General features: G+C 34.5%; 13 protein-coding genes and 2 tRNA genes. 11 read left to right on the top strand and 4 right to left on the bottom strand.

Translation table 11 applies throughout. The features are described from left to right. Nucleotides 1–7: 7 nt before the first annotated feature. Complete coding sequence (locus AC2A1D_RS15245) at nt 8–3,619, bottom strand: response regulator (RefSeq protein ID WP_484044435.1); 3,612 nt, start codon at nt 3,617–3,619, stop codon at nt 8–10. A 4-nt stretch (nt 3,620–3,623) separates the two neighbouring features. Next, nucleotides 3,624–5,093, bottom strand: a complete 1,470-nt coding sequence (locus AC2A1D_RS15240; RefSeq protein ID WP_484044434.1) for a hybrid sensor histidine kinase/response regulator — start codon at nt 5,091–5,093, stop codon at nt 3,624–3,626. Between the two features lie 174 nt (nt 5,094–5,267). On the opposite strand from AC2A1D_RS15240, the gene AC2A1D_RS15235 reads away from it, so the two are divergent. The 3 genes from AC2A1D_RS15235 (at nt 5,268) to AC2A1D_RS15225 (ending at nt 9,237) form a co-directional block, all read left to right on the top strand. Then, complete coding sequence (locus AC2A1D_RS15235; protein ID WP_484044433.1) at nt 5,268–6,566, top strand: DUF389 domain-containing protein; 1,299 nt, start codon at nt 5,268–5,270, stop codon at nt 6,564–6,566. 70 nt (nt 6,567–6,636) lie between these two features. After that, entirely contained in the window at nt 6,637–8,862 is a 2,226-nt protein-coding gene (locus tag AC2A1D_RS15230; protein ID WP_484044432.1) for a hypothetical protein, read from the top strand. A 138-nt stretch (nt 8,863–9,000) separates the two neighbouring features. Next, nucleotides 9,001–9,237 (top strand): hypothetical protein, encoded by a 237-nt coding sequence (locus tag AC2A1D_RS15225; protein ID WP_484044431.1) that lies wholly within the window; start codon nt 9,001–9,003, stop codon nt 9,235–9,237. A 25-nt stretch (nt 9,238–9,262) separates the two neighbouring features. Here the strand turns inward: AC2A1D_RS15225 and folP are convergent, their stop codons facing one another. Then, nucleotides 9,263–10,114 carry a dihydropteroate synthase gene (folP, locus tag AC2A1D_RS15220; protein WP_484044430.1) on the bottom strand — a complete coding sequence of 284 codons (852 nt, stop codon included), beginning with the start codon at nt 10,112–10,114 and terminating at the stop codon, nt 9,263–9,265. 113 nt (nt 10,115–10,227) lie between these two features. Between folP and AC2A1D_RS15215 the strand changes: the two genes are divergently transcribed. From AC2A1D_RS15215 to tpiA, 4 genes are all read left to right on the top strand, one after another. Continuing rightward, complete coding sequence (locus tag AC2A1D_RS15215) at nt 10,228–10,767, top strand: DUF1599 domain-containing protein (RefSeq protein ID WP_484044429.1); 540 nt, start codon at nt 10,228–10,230, stop codon at nt 10,765–10,767. Nucleotides 10,768–10,793: 26 nt separating this feature from the next. Then, entirely contained in the window at nt 10,794–11,906 is a 1,113-nt protein-coding gene (locus AC2A1D_RS15210) for a BT_3928 family protein (RefSeq protein ID WP_484044428.1), read from the top strand. Nucleotides 11,907–11,939: 33 nt separating this feature from the next. After that, a complete protein-coding gene (locus tag AC2A1D_RS15205; RefSeq protein WP_484044427.1) occupies nt 11,940–12,293 on the top strand; it encodes a TerB family tellurite resistance protein in 354 nt (117 codons plus the stop codon). Between the two features lie 64 nt (nt 12,294–12,357). After that, the gene (gene tpiA, locus AC2A1D_RS15200; protein WP_484044426.1) at nt 12,358–13,116 is read left to right on the top strand and encodes a triose-phosphate isomerase; all 759 of its coding nucleotides are present in this window, start codon (nt 12,358–12,360) and stop codon (nt 13,114–13,116) included. A 75-nt stretch (nt 13,117–13,191) separates the two neighbouring features. On the opposite strand, the gene AC2A1D_RS15195 is transcribed toward tpiA, so the two are convergent. After that, nucleotides 13,192–14,013, bottom strand: coding sequence for a peptidoglycan-binding domain-containing protein (locus AC2A1D_RS15195; RefSeq protein WP_484044425.1), 822 nt, complete (start codon nt 14,011–14,013; stop codon nt 13,192–13,194). 445 nt (nt 14,014–14,458) lie between these two features. Here AC2A1D_RS15195 and AC2A1D_RS15190 point away from each other — a divergent pair. The 4 genes from AC2A1D_RS15190 to AC2A1D_RS15175 all read left to right on the top strand — a co-directional run. Beyond that, nucleotides 14,459–14,536: transfer RNA gene (locus AC2A1D_RS15190), tRNA-Pro, on the top strand. A gap of 98 nt (nt 14,537–14,634) precedes the next feature. Further along, a tRNA-Arg gene (locus AC2A1D_RS15185) sits at nt 14,635–14,708 on the top strand. Nucleotides 14,709–14,730: 22 nt separating this feature from the next. After that, a complete protein-coding gene (locus AC2A1D_RS15180) occupies nt 14,731–15,009 on the top strand; it encodes a GIY-YIG nuclease family protein (protein ID WP_484044424.1) in 279 nt (92 codons plus the stop codon). A gap of 72 nt (nt 15,010–15,081) precedes the next feature. Next, nucleotides 15,082–15,292 (top strand): GIY-YIG nuclease family protein (locus tag AC2A1D_RS15175; protein WP_484044423.1); only part of this gene is annotated, 211 nt, incomplete at its 3' end.

Below are 15,292 nucleotides of genomic sequence, written 5' to 3'. Positions count from 1 at the left end.
GATGAAATTAGTTTTCGTAAAGCCACACTCTCAACAGAGAAAGCATTTGGTCTAAATCTACCGGTTTAGAAATATAATCTGAAGCACCTGCATCTATACATTTCTGTCGATCTCCCACCATAGATTTTGCCGTCACAGCAATTACAGGAAGCTTTGCATATCTTTTATCTTTTCGGATCTGTCTTATGGTTTCGTAGCCATCCATTTCCGGCATCATCATATCCATCAAAACCACGTCTATGTCTGGATTTTCCTCCATTTGCTCTATTGCCTGTTTACCATCCATTGCGACGACCACTTCAACCTGATATTTTTCTAAAGCTTTAGTTAGAGAAAAGATATTTCTGGCGTCATCATCGGTAACTAATATTTTCTTTCCTGTTAAAACATCCGAAAGAGAGCCCAAACTTCTTGTGGAAGACACATTTTCACTATTGTCTTTTTCTTTTACTAAATGAAGGAAAAGCCCCACCTCGTCTAGAATTCTTTGATAAGAATGCGCAGTTTTTACTACGATAGAATCTGCATATTCCCTAATTTTCAGTTCTTCGGCTGCAGATAAACTTCTTTCTGCAAAAATAATTACCGGAAGATTTTCTAAACCTTCGTAGCTTTTTATTTTTTCAATGATTTCATATTCATTTCCTTTAGAAGCTCCAATGTCTAGAATTACACAGTCTGATTCGTTTTGAGTAAGTGCTTTCACGCTATCCTCTACATTGTGCTGCACCGAAAGCGAAATATTAAAATTACTCAAGAAATAAGACAGTGCGGATGCATGTTTCGCATTTTCTTCAACAATCAAAACTTTGGGAGATTTCCTTAATGCTTCTTCAAGTTTTCTGAAAACATCTGTCATTTGCTCGAGTGCTACAGGTTTCGAAATAAAATCTATAGCGCCCTTCATTATGCTCTCCTTTTTAACCTGTAAAACCGACATCATATGGACCGGAATATGTTTTATAGATGCATCAGATTTTAAAGCCTCCATTACTTCCCAACCATCCATTACAGGTAGCTGTACATCTAAAAGAATTGCAACAGGCTTGAATTTTTTAGCAAATTCTACAGCATAATCTCCTCGAACGGCCACTACTGCTTTGTAGCCATTTTTTCTGGAATATTTTAGCAGAGCTTTAGCAAAATTAGTATCATCTTCTACGATAAGAATTACCTTATCTGTCTCTGAAATCGTATTTCTGTCGTCTTCTACCTCATCCGGAATTTCATGTACAGGATTGGTAATTGCTTTAGAAAAATCTGGTGAAACTTCTGCAAGATTGATAATTTCTTCTACATCATTATGAATTACATCTAAAATTTCTTTATCTGAATTTTGATGCACTTCTTCCGTTAATTTCCTTGTAGGAATCGTTAATTTGAACTCACTTCCTTCATTTGGCTCGCTTTCTACCGATAATTCTCCTCCCAAAAGTTTTGCAATCTCTCTACTGATTGAAAGGCCAAGACCAGTCCCTCCATATTTTCTTCGTGTAGAACCATCTGCCTGTTGAAACGCCTCAAAAATTACCAATTGTTTGTCTTTTGCGATTCCTATGCCCGAATCTTTTACGCTGAACGTTATAAAGTTTTTCTTTTGAGGATGGGCAGAAATATTAACTTCGATTTGTCCTTGAGATGTAAATTTCAATGCATTCGAAAGAAGATTTCTAAGCACCTGATCTAGACGTAACCTGTCTGTTTCTATGCTGGAAACTGTATCTGGAGCTACTTCTATTTTAAAGTTCAGACCGCGCTCCTGAATAAGTGGCTGGAAAAGTTTTTTGAAATCCTGAACCACATCATTAATATAAACTTTTTGATATTCAAGCGTCATTTTACCAGATTCTATTTTCGCTAAATCAAGAATCTCGTCGATAAGCTGCAAAAGACTCGTCCCCGAACTTTGAATAACCTTTGCAGATTCTATTTGGTCTTCGCTAAGATTTTCTTCTGTATTTTCTGCCATTAATCTTGACAGTAGAAGGATAGAATTAAGCGGAGTTCTCAGCTCATGCGACATATTTGCCAAAAACTCAGATTTATATTTTGTACTCAGCGCAAGTTCTTCTGCTTTTTTCTGAATTTCAAGGTTTCTTTCTGCAATCAAATGATTTTTTTCTTCCAGAATTTTCGATCTTTCTTCCAATTCTGTATTAATTTGAATCAATTCTTCGTGCTGTACTTTGAGTTCTTCTTCAGAAGCCTGAAGTTTTTGAGTTTGCGCTTCCAATTCAGTATTTAGAGATTCTAATTCCGAATGTTGCACCTGTAATTCTTCTGCCTGAGTTTGCGTTTCTTCCAAAAGACGTTGTTCTTTTTCTCTACCTCTGGCTGCATTAATGGCAATTGCGATATTTTTGGTACTTTCTGTAAAATAATCTAAAGCACTCTGAGTAAAATTCTCTGTTGAAGACAACTCTATAACCCCATAAATTTGTCTTCCAGCCATGATCGGGAGCAAAGCAATACTTTTAATAAGCAAATCGCTTCCTGCAAAAGTTGCGGTAAAGTTTTCATCTTCCAAATCATTAAAAACGTTGATTTCCTTCTTCAAGAAAACCTGTCCTACCATACCTTCACCGGGTTCAAAAATAGGTTTCATGTTTTTTTCAAGACCGAACGCATACGAAAGTTTTAGAACGCCATCTTCCAAAAGATAGATTGCTCCATTAATGCAGTTGGTATAGCTAATAAGCTGCATTAAAGATTCTTGAGACACATCTCTTAAGGTTTTATTTCCAACTAAAGATTCGTTAAGAACGGCAAGACCTTTTTGCCTCCAGTCGCTCTCGGCAATGGTTTCAAAAGATACTCTTAAAGATTCTGTCATATTATTAAGAGATTCTACCAACTCTCCGAGATCATCTTTTGAATTATCATTTGCTTTTAACGTATAATCTCCACTTGCAACTCGGTTGGCAATTTCCTTAATTGCACTTACTCTTCTAGAAATTTCTATATCTTTTGCCTGAAGCTGTTTTTCTAATTTATCTCTTCTCAAAAGATCATTTCTCAGTTTTATGTAGAAAAAGATGGTTACTACAACTGCTGCCAAGGTAGAAAATAAAATAAAAATAAGCGTCGTGGTAGAAGCTGTATTGAGATTACGGCTTTTTTCGTCTAGTTGGCTTTCTTCATGCTTTACATACTCTTTGATAATTTTTCGGCAATTATCCATATAAGATTTACTGATAAGCATTTCTTTCTCATTCATGACAATCCCCTCTTTACGCTTATCTATGAAATCCTGAAGTCTACTAATTCTTTTATGAACATTTTCTTCTAGATCTTTAAGTCTCTGAATTTGTTGGGGATCTGTAACATCATCACTTTTAGCATTTTCCATTGCTCTTGGAAGTGCGCTAATACTTTCATTATATGGCTGTAGAAAACTGCTTTTTCCTGTAAGTTGGTAGCCACGGTTTCCGGTTTCTGCATCGAGCAAAGCAATCATTACATCTTTCATAGAAGTAATGGCCTTTTTTGCTTTTGCAAGCTCTTCCCTACTGTTCATCTGACGTTGATAGCTGAAATATGAAGCCACCGAACTAAGAACTAAAACCAAAAGAGAAAAACCTACTCCAACTTGTAAATTTCTTATAAATTTCTTTGCCATAAAATTAATTTAAAGGAAGTGTAAAATAAAATGTAGAGCCCTCGTTTACCACACTAGAAAGCCCAATATTACCATGATGTTGTTTTATAATTTCTGCACAGATATACAGACCAATTCCCATACCCTGAAACTGTAACGAAGACTCATCAACTCTGTAAAACTTCTTGAAAACGGCGTCTTGTTTAAAATCAGGAATTCCAATTCCAAAATCGGTAACACTTACCTTTACTTCATCATCATCTACAAAAGTGGTTACAATAATTTGATTGTTTTTAGGTGAGTATTTAATTGCATTGGTTAAAAAATTGATAATAACCTGCTCAATTCGCACTGCATCAAAAAGAAATGGTTGATTGGGTCTTATCCCATGCCAATCTATTTTTACATTAAGATGATCATGCGTTTGGATAATTGTATCGATTGCATTCTGGATTACATCGTCAAGATTCGCTACTTGCCTGTTAATTTTCAGCTTACCGTTATCAATTTTAGAAACATCCAAAAGATCAGTAATAAGATTACTTAGTTTCTCAATTTGATTCTGTGTTTTATTAAGATAGCTGGCTTCTGCTTGTTGGGGATCTAGTTTTAGTTTTCTTGCCAAAAGCTGGATATATGCTTTAATGCTTGTAAGAGGCGTTTTAAGCTCATGACTTGCGATACTCAAGAATTCGTCTTTCTCTTTCTCTACTTTTTTTTGATCGTTAATGTCGGTGAAAGTTCCTACCCAGTTTTTAACAACCTCTCCTTCCAAAACCGGGGACATCTTTAGTAAATGATATCTAAATTCTCCCGATTGAATATTTTTTATTCTGGCTTCCAATTCAAAAGCTTTCTTTTTCTTACGATACCTTTGAAATTCTTCTTCAATATTGAAATCATCAGGATGTGTTTCCGGGAACTCGGTTTCTTTATTAGAATATTGGTACCATTTTCCGTTTACAAAGTCTACTGTTCCATTTTGGTTTAAAGTGAAGGCTATCTGAGGTAAAGCTTCAAGCATGAGATGAAAGTGATCTATTTTAGACTTCATCGTCACCTGCATTTCTCTTCTTCCCTTAATTTCCAGCTCAAGATTTTGCTGATTCTTTTTAAGGGCAACGCTTTGCTGCTGTATATTATTGAAAGTCTTTATCTTGAGCAAAAGAATTTCAGGATCAACAGGTTTTGTTACATAATCTATTCCTCCAGAAGCGTAGCCTTTAGCAATAAATCTCTTATCCGTGTTTACAGCAGAAAGAAAAATTATAGGAATTTCTTTGGTTTTGCTGTACCCAGCAAGAGTTTCTGCCACTTCAAAGCCATCCATGTCGGGCATTTGTACATCTAGTATAACCAATGAGTAGGTCTTCTTTAAGGCTTTTGCAAGTGCCTCTTCTCCCGATGAAGCTGTATCTACAGGAAAATCCTGAGATTGAAGCAGCCTTTTGAGTGAGAAAAGGTTATTTTCATTATCATCTACTATTAAGATCATAAGGTATTAATTCTGATTCGAGTGGTTGTGTTGAATGTTCAAAAATAAAGCTAAAAAACGGAAAAACACTATCTTTTTACAAGGATAAAGAACTTGTGGTATCCAATTTTTCGTATATAAATATCATCTTCAAATTATTTTTCATTATATTAACAAAAGTTTTATCCTATATCTATGACAAATAAGATTTTTGATTTTATAGATCTTCATAACGGCGAAGAAGAAAAATCCAAAGTATTAGAAAACATTACCTCTAATATTTCCTTCCGAGGATCGAATCTTTGGATTTTAGCCTGTGCAATAATCATTGCCTCAATTGGTTTGAATGTAAATTCTACCGCCGTAATTATTGGCGCCATGCTAATCTCACCACTTATGAGCCCGATTCTTGGAGCTGGTTTCGCATTGGGAACATATAATTTCCCTCTTTTGAAAAAAGCGATAAAAAATCTCTTCATTGCAACCCTCGTTAGTCTTTTGGTTTCCGCGTTCTACTTTTACCTAAGTCCGTTTAAAGATGTACAATCAGAGTTATTAGCAAGAACTGCACCAAACATTTATGATGTGCTTATTGCGTTTTTCGGAGGTTTAGTGGGGGTCATTGCCATTACAAGAGTTGAAAAAGGAAATCCAATACCGGGTGTTGCTATTGCAACCGCTTTAATGCCACCTTTATGTACAGCCGGATATGGTCTTGCGACAGGAAATTTTTCCTATTTCGCAGGTGCATTTTACCTTTACACAATTAATTGTTTTTTTATCTGTATTGCTACATTTATAGTTATTAAGTATCTAAAATATCCCGCAGTAGCTTTAGTAGAAAAAAAATACGAAAAGAAAATACGTGTAGGAATTAGCGCATTAATCATCATCATGGTGATCCCCAGTTTTTATTTGGCTTACAATCTTTATCAGGAAAAAAAGTTTTCAAAATCTGTAGAGGATTTTATCGGAAGCGAATTTAACGCTAAAGGAATGACGGTAATTTATAAAAAAATAAGCTACAACTCGAATCCCAAAACCATCGACCTTGCATTTCTAAACAAGAAATTCAGCAAAGGCGAAATAGATATCCTCAATAAAACTTTAGAAGATCAAGGTTTAGAGAATACAAAACTTATTATTCGACAAAACGGCGAGGAAATGAAATCTAAAATTCTTGGTAAAATATCCCAAGAAGAAAATATGCTTTCAGAAAAAGATATTGTCATTAACAATCTAAGCCAAGAGCTCGGAAAATACAAAATTGACGACCCAATTCTAATGAAAGAAATAAAAATTCTTTTCCCTCAAATCTCAAATATTTCTCTTGGTAAAATTGAGCAATATCCATCTACAGACAGCACAAAAATACAACTTGTATTGCTCTATAAACAAAATGAAAAAATCGTAAATGATAGCAGCAAACTGAAAGGTTGGCTTTCTGCAAGACTAAGAAACCCGAACATAGCCGTAATTAATCTAAATAAATAATTTTAAGTTTTTTTTATCTTAAAATAAACATCAAGTTCAAACTTATATGCTTAATTTTGAATTGGTTTTTATGAAAAGGTTTTTTGCATTTCTATTTTTATTTTTGATAATCTTTGGTTTTGCGCAATCTAAGAGCGGTATCCCAAATTCCCAAACTGAAACAGTTCGGGATATTGAAACAGTGATCCTTGAAAACAACAGCGATCCACAAGCGTTAGAAATCCTAAGAAAAGCAGATTTATTATACCGATTCAATTCCCCGAAAAGCCTGGATTCTTATTCTTACAAAGCTTATGAAAAAGTTTCATTAGATATAGACCAAGACAGTATTTCGAATTTTAAAGAAGTATTCAACAAAAACATCAACCTTTTTAAAATTAAGAAAAAAAGAGATTCTTTAAGTGAAATCTCTGCACGACAAATTTTTGCCCGAAGCAAACTTTTTCTTTGGGAACGCGCCCAAGAATTCAAATACTCTAAACAGTATGGCGAAAAAATAAACATTTTAGACAACAGAATTTCTGGTCTAAAACAGCCCATCAACGAATTAATTGCTTTAGAAAGCAACCGAAACAGAATTCCCAATCAAATAAAGCAGGAAAACCGAAGACTTTATAGGTTTTTTCTTACTGATACAATAGAAATGGATGGCAGAAAGACTTTCGTCATTAATTTCCGTGAAGTAAATTACAGAAAACCTATTAAAAAAAGAAAATATACAGGAACAGTTTATATCGATACAGAAACTTTCGGGATTAAAAAAATAGAAAACCACAGCAAAGAAGTTGATGAAAGTATAATTTCAAGCACATGGAAATATTACAATTCCAAGTGGTTTCTTCAAGAAGAAAGCGTAAAATTAAAAATGAGTAAAATGGTTTTGGAGGAAGAATCTGAAAACGAAAAACACCCTCGAAAAACCAAAAAAAACTTCGGAACTTACGCCTATCTTTCGGCCCATTACTTTGATTTTCAATCGCCGATTGAAGTACATCAACAAGACTTTAGAGGATATACTTTCAGCATAAAAAATTCTGACGGCAGTACACTAAACCGCTATCGTAAAGAACCATTAAGCGCCCGTGAATTGCGCACCTACAAAACCATCGACAGTCTTGGTAGAATCTACAAAATCGATAATAAAGCAAGGTTTGCAACAGGTTTATTGAACGGGCAAATTAGAATAAAAGACCTGGATTTTGATGTGGGCGAAATCATCAATTACAACCTTTACGAAGGGATGAGATTAGGTTTAAAAGCCAAAGTAAACGAAAATTTCGATCCTTATGTTTCGCCAGATTATTATTTCGCCTACGGATTTAAAGATGAAACTTGGAAATATGGTCTTGGAATAGATTTTAAAACAACGCTAGAAAAAAATTCATTTTTTAGAGTTGAATATAATGATGATGTTTATGCTTCCGGAGAATTCAGTCGCCGACTTTGGAACTTCAAAATGCGAATGAACAACTACGGAAACAATATTAATAACGACAGATATTACCATTACAAAGGTGTTTCTGTTTCTTATTTGAATGATGTTTCGAATGGTTTAACTCTCGCTATTGCCGCAAGAAGAAATCTCGAAGAAGCCAATTTTGATTATAATTTCAAAAACGAAGGAAGCAGGTTTCATAATTTCAACACCCTATTCACGCTCAAATATTCGCCCAACTCTACGAATATTATGACGCCACAAGGAAAATCTTTAATCGAACAGAAAAACCCCGAACTCTACTTCAACATCGAGCAAAGTTATAAAGCTTTGGGCGCAGATTTTAACTATACCAGATTCGATGCCCTTTTCATTCACAACTTTAAAACAAGGCTTGGAACGACAGGTTTTAGACTTTACGGCGGTGTTCTTTTTGGCGATGGCCCAATTTGGAAGCATTTTACAATGAACGGACTTGCTTCTAACAGCAGAGATATTAATTTCAACCTTACTTCTTTCCTCGGATTTGCCACTTTGGAAGGCGGAAAATACTACAATGACCGCTTTATTGCGTATTATTTCACGCACCAACTTCCGTGGTATTTTAAAAGTATCGGACAAAATATATCAAGTTTCGACTTGGTTTTGAGAGGAACAATTGGCGACATGAAAAAGCCCCAATTTCATCAGTTTGAATTCCAAAAACTCGACAAATTATACCAAGAAGTTGGTCTTGAATGGAATAACATTCTCTCTAGCTACTTCAATTTGGGACTTTTTTACCGAGTTGGATATTATACGACAGGAAATTTCAAAGAAAATTTTGCGATTCAGCTTCAGTTGAAACTGCTTGAATTTTAGAGGAGGTTTCGGCGGCGGCTTCGCCGCCGCCGAAACCTAAAACATCTTAAAAAACACTGCATCAAAGCGCTATTTTTTTATTAGAATTACGCAAGTTTCATCAGAAATATTTAGCTTTGCACCTTAAATTTAATGTTGATGAAGACCATAGAAATAAAAGCAGATCAATTCTTCGAAATGCTAAAACTTAGAGATGTTTCGATGTGGGAAATTTTCGCACAAATGATTGACGGAGAAGAAAAAGAAATTATCTTTTTAAATGAAGACAACACAATTTTGTTCAACTATATTCTTCCTTCAAACAAAGAAAAACTAGAAGAAGACCGTAAAGAATTTTCTAAGCAATTTTCTGAAAAACTTGCAAATCTAAACTGATTTCAGTAACAAAATCGCCCTCTTTTTACTTTTCTAAAAGGAAAGATTTCAAAGTTTTTGCAGCTTCGGCTACATCATGAACACGAAGAATTTTTGCACCCTGTTCTAAAACTTTACGATGTAATTTTTGAGTTTCCTCATTAATTTCTAAAGGAGATTTCCCGAGAGGTTTATAAATAAACGACTTTCTTGAAATCCCGATTAACAAAGGATATTTACCAAAACCAAGAAAAGAAGTTTCATCAATCATTTTCATTTGATCTTCCACCGTTTTACCAAAACCAAAACCAGGATCCAGAATGATATCTTTCACGCCCAACTGAAGCAATTCCAAGGTTTTTTCTGAAAAATAACGGTTTATCGAAAGCGTAATATCATCATAAAAAATTTTATCGTGCATCTTTTGATAAGACGGATTTACGTGCATTAAAACATACGGAAGCTTTGTTTCGGCAACGGTTTCAAACATTTCACTATCAAATTGTCCGCCTGAAATATCATTCACCAAATCAATTCCTTCATTGAAGCCAAACTTCACCGTTTCTGCATAAAAAGTATCCAAAGAAATCAGCGATTCTGGAAACTCTTTTTTGATTGCCGAAATAATATTCCCCAAACGTTTTATCTCTTCATTTGCTGTTAAATATTCTGCATTGGGTCTTGTAGATTGAGGTCCGAGATCAAGAATTTCGGCACCGTCACTCAATAATTTTTCAGCATGTTTCAGAGCAGAAAATTCATCATTATAATTCCCTCCATCAGAAAAAGAATCTGGCGTAAGATTTAGAATTCCCATAATCTTTGGCGAACTTAAATCTACCAACCTCCCGTTGCAGTTTATTGAATAATTATTGATAACCGATGAATGATTTTCCATCCTGCAAAAATACTTACTTCTTCTCTCAAATCTACAATTTCCAACCAAAAAACTATCACCAGATTCCTGCTACCTAAAACCTAATTTGTATCTTTGAAAGATTAAGAAAATTTATGTCAAAAACTTCAGAACAGTTCGAGAAAATCATTGGGGAATGCCGTGATCTTTTTAGTAAAAAAATGCATGATTATGGTGCTGCTTGGCGCGTTTTAAGACCGAGTTCTATAACCGATCAGATTTACATTAAAGTCAACAGAATCCGCACGTTACAAATGACCGATGTGAAGATGATTGACGAGAGCGAAGAAGGCGAGTTTGTTGCCATCGTAAACTACTCTATTATTGGTTTAATTCAGCTAGAAAAAGGTCTTTCAAACGATTTACATGAAAATCCTGAAGAAATCATCAAACTTTACGACAAATATGCTTCTGAAGCTCAAGCTTTGATGGAGAAAAAAAATCATGACTACGGCGAAGCTTGGCGAGATATGAGAATTTCGTCTATCACCGATTTAATTTACCAAAAAGTATTGCGCACGAAACAAATTGAAGACAACCAAGGAAAAACTTTGGTTTCTGAAGGTTTAGATGCAAATTATTTCGACATGCTGAACTACGCTGTTTTTTGCTTGATTAAATTTTCTGAACAGTAAAAAAATTAAACCCAAAATAATTTAACATGATTAAAGGTCTATTACGTTTCATCATTGCCATCATTTTTATTCTTTCCGGTTTTGTAAAAGCGGTCGATTTGGTTGGTTTTTCGTTTAAAATGGAAGAATATTTCGCTCCTGATGTTTTCAACATGCCTTTTCTGGAAAAATTTGCACTTGTACTTTCAGTAATTATGGTGGTTTTGGAGCTTTGGTTGGGCTTTATGCTTTTGCTAAAACTTAAACTAAAATTCACCCTTTCTGCATTAATTGCGCTTTGTGTATTTTTTGGGTTCTTAACTTTTTATTCGGCATATTTCAACGTTGTAACCGATTGTGGATGCTTTGGTGATGCCATTAAATTTACACCTTGGCAAAGCTTCATTAAAGACATTATTCTTTTGCTGGGCTTAATCGTTGTTTTCGTTTTGTATAAAAATGAATTCAAAAAGAGAGACGAGTACAGCGATACTGAAATTCCAAAATCATATTCAAAAATTAAATATGCGTTTCTTGCCATTTGCTCTGTTATCATGATTTATATTATGACGATGGGAATTGTAAATGAACCTCTTATCGACTTCCGAGATTATAAAATTGGAACGGATTTAAAGGCTGAAAAGAAAAAAATTGAGCAAAATCCCTTCGAATATAAAACGATTTACTCGATGAAAAATTCGAAAACAAACGAGGTAAAAAAAGTAAACCAAGACGATTATATTAAAAATACAGAATATTGGCAAGAAGGCTCGCCTTGGAAAATTGAGGAAGGCAAAAATGAATCTCTGCTCATAAAAGAAGGCTACAAATCTGAGATTGCTAAATTTAAAATTGAAGATCCAACTGGAGCTGATCTTACCGCAGAAATCATCAATGCGCCAGAAGCTATTTTAATTTTCGCCTATCATCCAAAAGATGTTTCGCCTGATTTGCTAAAGCAAGTCGAAGCTAAAGTAAATGCTAATAAAAACGCCGTAAAGTATGGAGTTTCTACCATTCCGACCACATTTAAAACAGTGAAAAACACTATAATGGACGGAACGGCAATAAAAACTATTGCAAGAAGTAATCCTTTCGTTTTAACTTTGAAAAACGGAAAAATTATCGATAAACAACCAGCTAAGTATTATATAAAATAGCTGTTACACAAATAATTTAAAACATAAAAGAAAATGCAAAAATCTAATAAATCTATCGCTGGATATCATTTGCTAATGATTTTATCAGCTGTCGACGGTGAATTTTCACCACAAGAAGGAATGCTTATTCAAAAATATCTTGCGGAAGAATTTCCTTTCAGAATGAATCTTGACAACGAATTAGAAGTTCTAGCTCTTCTTCAGCCTGAAGAATGGAAAGATCATTTTGAGTTTCACGCAAGATGTTTTCATGATGATTCTACCGAAGAAGAAAGACAAAGCTTTGTACAGTTTGCAAAGTCATTAATTAAAGCAGACGAAAAAGTAACCGACGAAGAACACATCTTTTATATTTTGCTTAAAAATCTTTGGAATTTAAACCATTAAAATACGCTGATTTAACAGATTTTGCAGATAAATTAATTATAAAACCCTAATATTCTATACTAAAATGAGACGTAAAATTGTTGCAGGAAACTGGAAGATGAACAAAAATGTAATTGATGCACAACAGCTTATGGCAGATTTGCTTGATTACAAAAAAAATAACAACACCAACTGTGAAGTCTGGATTGCACCTCCTGCTTTGTATCTAATGATGGCTAAAGATCTTTTTGAAAACAACGAAATTGGAGTTTTCGCACAAGACATTAGCACACACGAAAGCGGAGCTTTTACAGGTGAAATCTCTGCAGACATGATTGAATCTATCGATGCTGAAGGAACTTTAATCGGGCATTCTGAAAGAAGACAATATCACGCCGAAACAGATGAAAACTGCAACAAAAAAGTAAAAATTGCTTTAGAAAAAGGATTAATCCCAGTGTATTGCAATGGTGAAACTTTGGAACAAAGAAAATCTGGGCAACATTTTGACGTAGTAAAATCTCAAACTGAAACGGCTCTTTTCACACTTTCTGCCGAAGAAATTAAAAAAGTAGTGATTGCTTACGAACCAGTTTGGGCAATCGGAACCGGAGAAACGGCTACTCCAGAACAAGCACAAGAAATCCACGCTTACATTAGAGGAATTATCGCTGAAAAGTACGGACAAGAAGTTGCCGATGAAGTGTCTATTCTTTACGGAGGTTCAGTAAAACCAGACAATGCGAAAGAAATTTTTTCTCAACCCGACATCGATGGTGGATTAATTGGTGGAGCAGCTCTTAAAGTAGAAGATTTTTCTAAAATTATTGAAGCTTTCAACTAATTTTTTTTCCATAAAACATAAAAAAAGCAGTCTCAAAACAGACTGCTTTTTCATTTTTTTATAGCGGTTTACGTTTTACACCAACCATTTATTTAAGCTAAAAACATCGAGAGTAGATTTTTTAAAATTTCTCACTCTTTTGTACACACCATCTCCGTTGCTAGAGCCATCGTTATTGGTATTTCCTTCGATAGTTACAAAAGTTTCTCCAGTTACATCCAGAACAATCGCCGTGTGAATCCAGTCATTCTGAGATTTCCTTACCAAAAGCACATCTCCTTTTTGTACGAGCGACGGGTTTAATTTAATTTTTTCATTACGAATTAAAGCACCCGTCTGAATCCCATGACTTCCAACGGTATCGCAACTATAACTTAATGGCATTACGTCTGTGAAATTTCTTCCGTGAAGCGACATGGCTTGATCTAAAATGGTTTGTACAAAACCCATGCACCAAAACCAAGGAGTGCCTTCATTACCTCCCATATAACTTCTCACCCACGGTCCGCAATTGCTTTGGTTTTTAATAACCAATTCAAAAGGAAATTGCTTCAAATGATTGTTGGCAACTTCGCAAATTGTTTCTCTCAAGTTCACTTTCCTTAAAGTTCCTTCGAAAGCTGTTTTCAAATTACTGCTCATTTTAGAAAAAAGAGAAGCATTTACTACTCCGTTTTGAGGCACATTTACGAATTTTTGATAATTCTTTACCGCTGTTTCTGTAGCAGAACCAAAATCACCGTCAATACCCGTCATTGTCCCGATTCCTCGATATTGCCTTTCCTGAAGGCAAAGCCAGGATTGTATTTTTTCAACATCTGCTTTTTTGTTTAGAATACCTCTTCTCACTTCAGAAGCTGAAAGTGAAAGCTCTTTTAAGTACTGAGTTTTTTTCATGATTAATTTATTTATGATGATAATTTTAGAAATTCAAAATCCAAAAAGCTTAAAAACTTTTTTTGGGCTTACCTTTTTCTTTCCAATTGAAAGAGAACATTCAAATTCTTTTTTAAAACTTAATTCCACTCATTATTTTGAAATTAAATTCTAAAAGAAACATCATTAAACCTTATCATTAAAACCTATTCAAAATTATTGATTATCTGATATTTAAACTCAGGAAAAACACCGAAAGCGTATCCGTTTTTTTACGGATAGGTTGTGAAGAAATTAAGAAGTTATTGTGAAAAAAGCTTATAAGCACAAGCTTTTCAAAGGAGGTAAGATTTTTTAATTGAAAAAATATTTAAAAATAATTCAGATTTTATTTTTAAATATGAAAAATTATTATATCTTTGCACCCACAAAAAACAAGGTAATACTTGTTAAAGATGACCTTAATCGGGGCGTAGCGTAGTCCGGTCATCGCGCCTGGTTTGGGACCAGGAGGTCGCAGGTTCGAATCCTGCCGCCCCGACCATTTTACAGTATTTTAGAGTGCGTAGCTCAGCTGGATAGAGCATCCCGATAAATCGGGACGGTAGAAGGTTTGAAAAGCGTATTTACAAAAGACACTAAGGGTGCGTAGCTCAGCTGGATAGAGCATCTGCCTTCTAAGCAGACGGTCAAAGGTTCGAATCCTTTCGCGCTCACTTAAAACTCACAACAGAAGTTGTGAGTTTTTTTGTTTATATTCATTTCATGTGTTTCTGCTATATTTTGTATTCAAAAAGTTTAGATCGATATTATATCGGTCATTCTTGTGAATCTATTGAAGAAAGACTCAGAAAACACTTAACAAACCACAAAGGTTTCACCTCCAAAGCAAAAGATTGGATTGTTGTTTTTAAAAAAGAATTTAATTCTAAAGAAGAAGCTTACCAACAAGAAAGAATTATTAAAGCTTGGAAAAATAAAGCCAAAATAAAAGAACTCGTAGCGAATACTGGATAGAGCATCCCGAATTATCGGGACGGTCAAAGGTTCGAATCCTTTCGCGCTCACTTAAAACTCACAACAGAAGTTGTGAGTTTTTTTGTTTATATTCGTTTCATGTGTTTCTGCTATATTTTGTATTCAAAAAGTTTAGATCGATATTACATCGGTCATTCTTGTGAATCTATTGAAGAAAGACTCAGAAAACACTTAACAAACCACAAAGGTTTCACCTCCAAAGCAAAAGATTGGATTGTTGTTTTTAAAAAAGAATTTAATTCTAAAGAAGAAGCTTACCAAC

Source organism: Chryseobacterium sp. HNCC26DJ239 (assembly GCF_057180445.1).
Note: the sequence above shows the minus strand (reverse complement) of the source record. Positions and strands in the feature narration are given on the sequence as shown.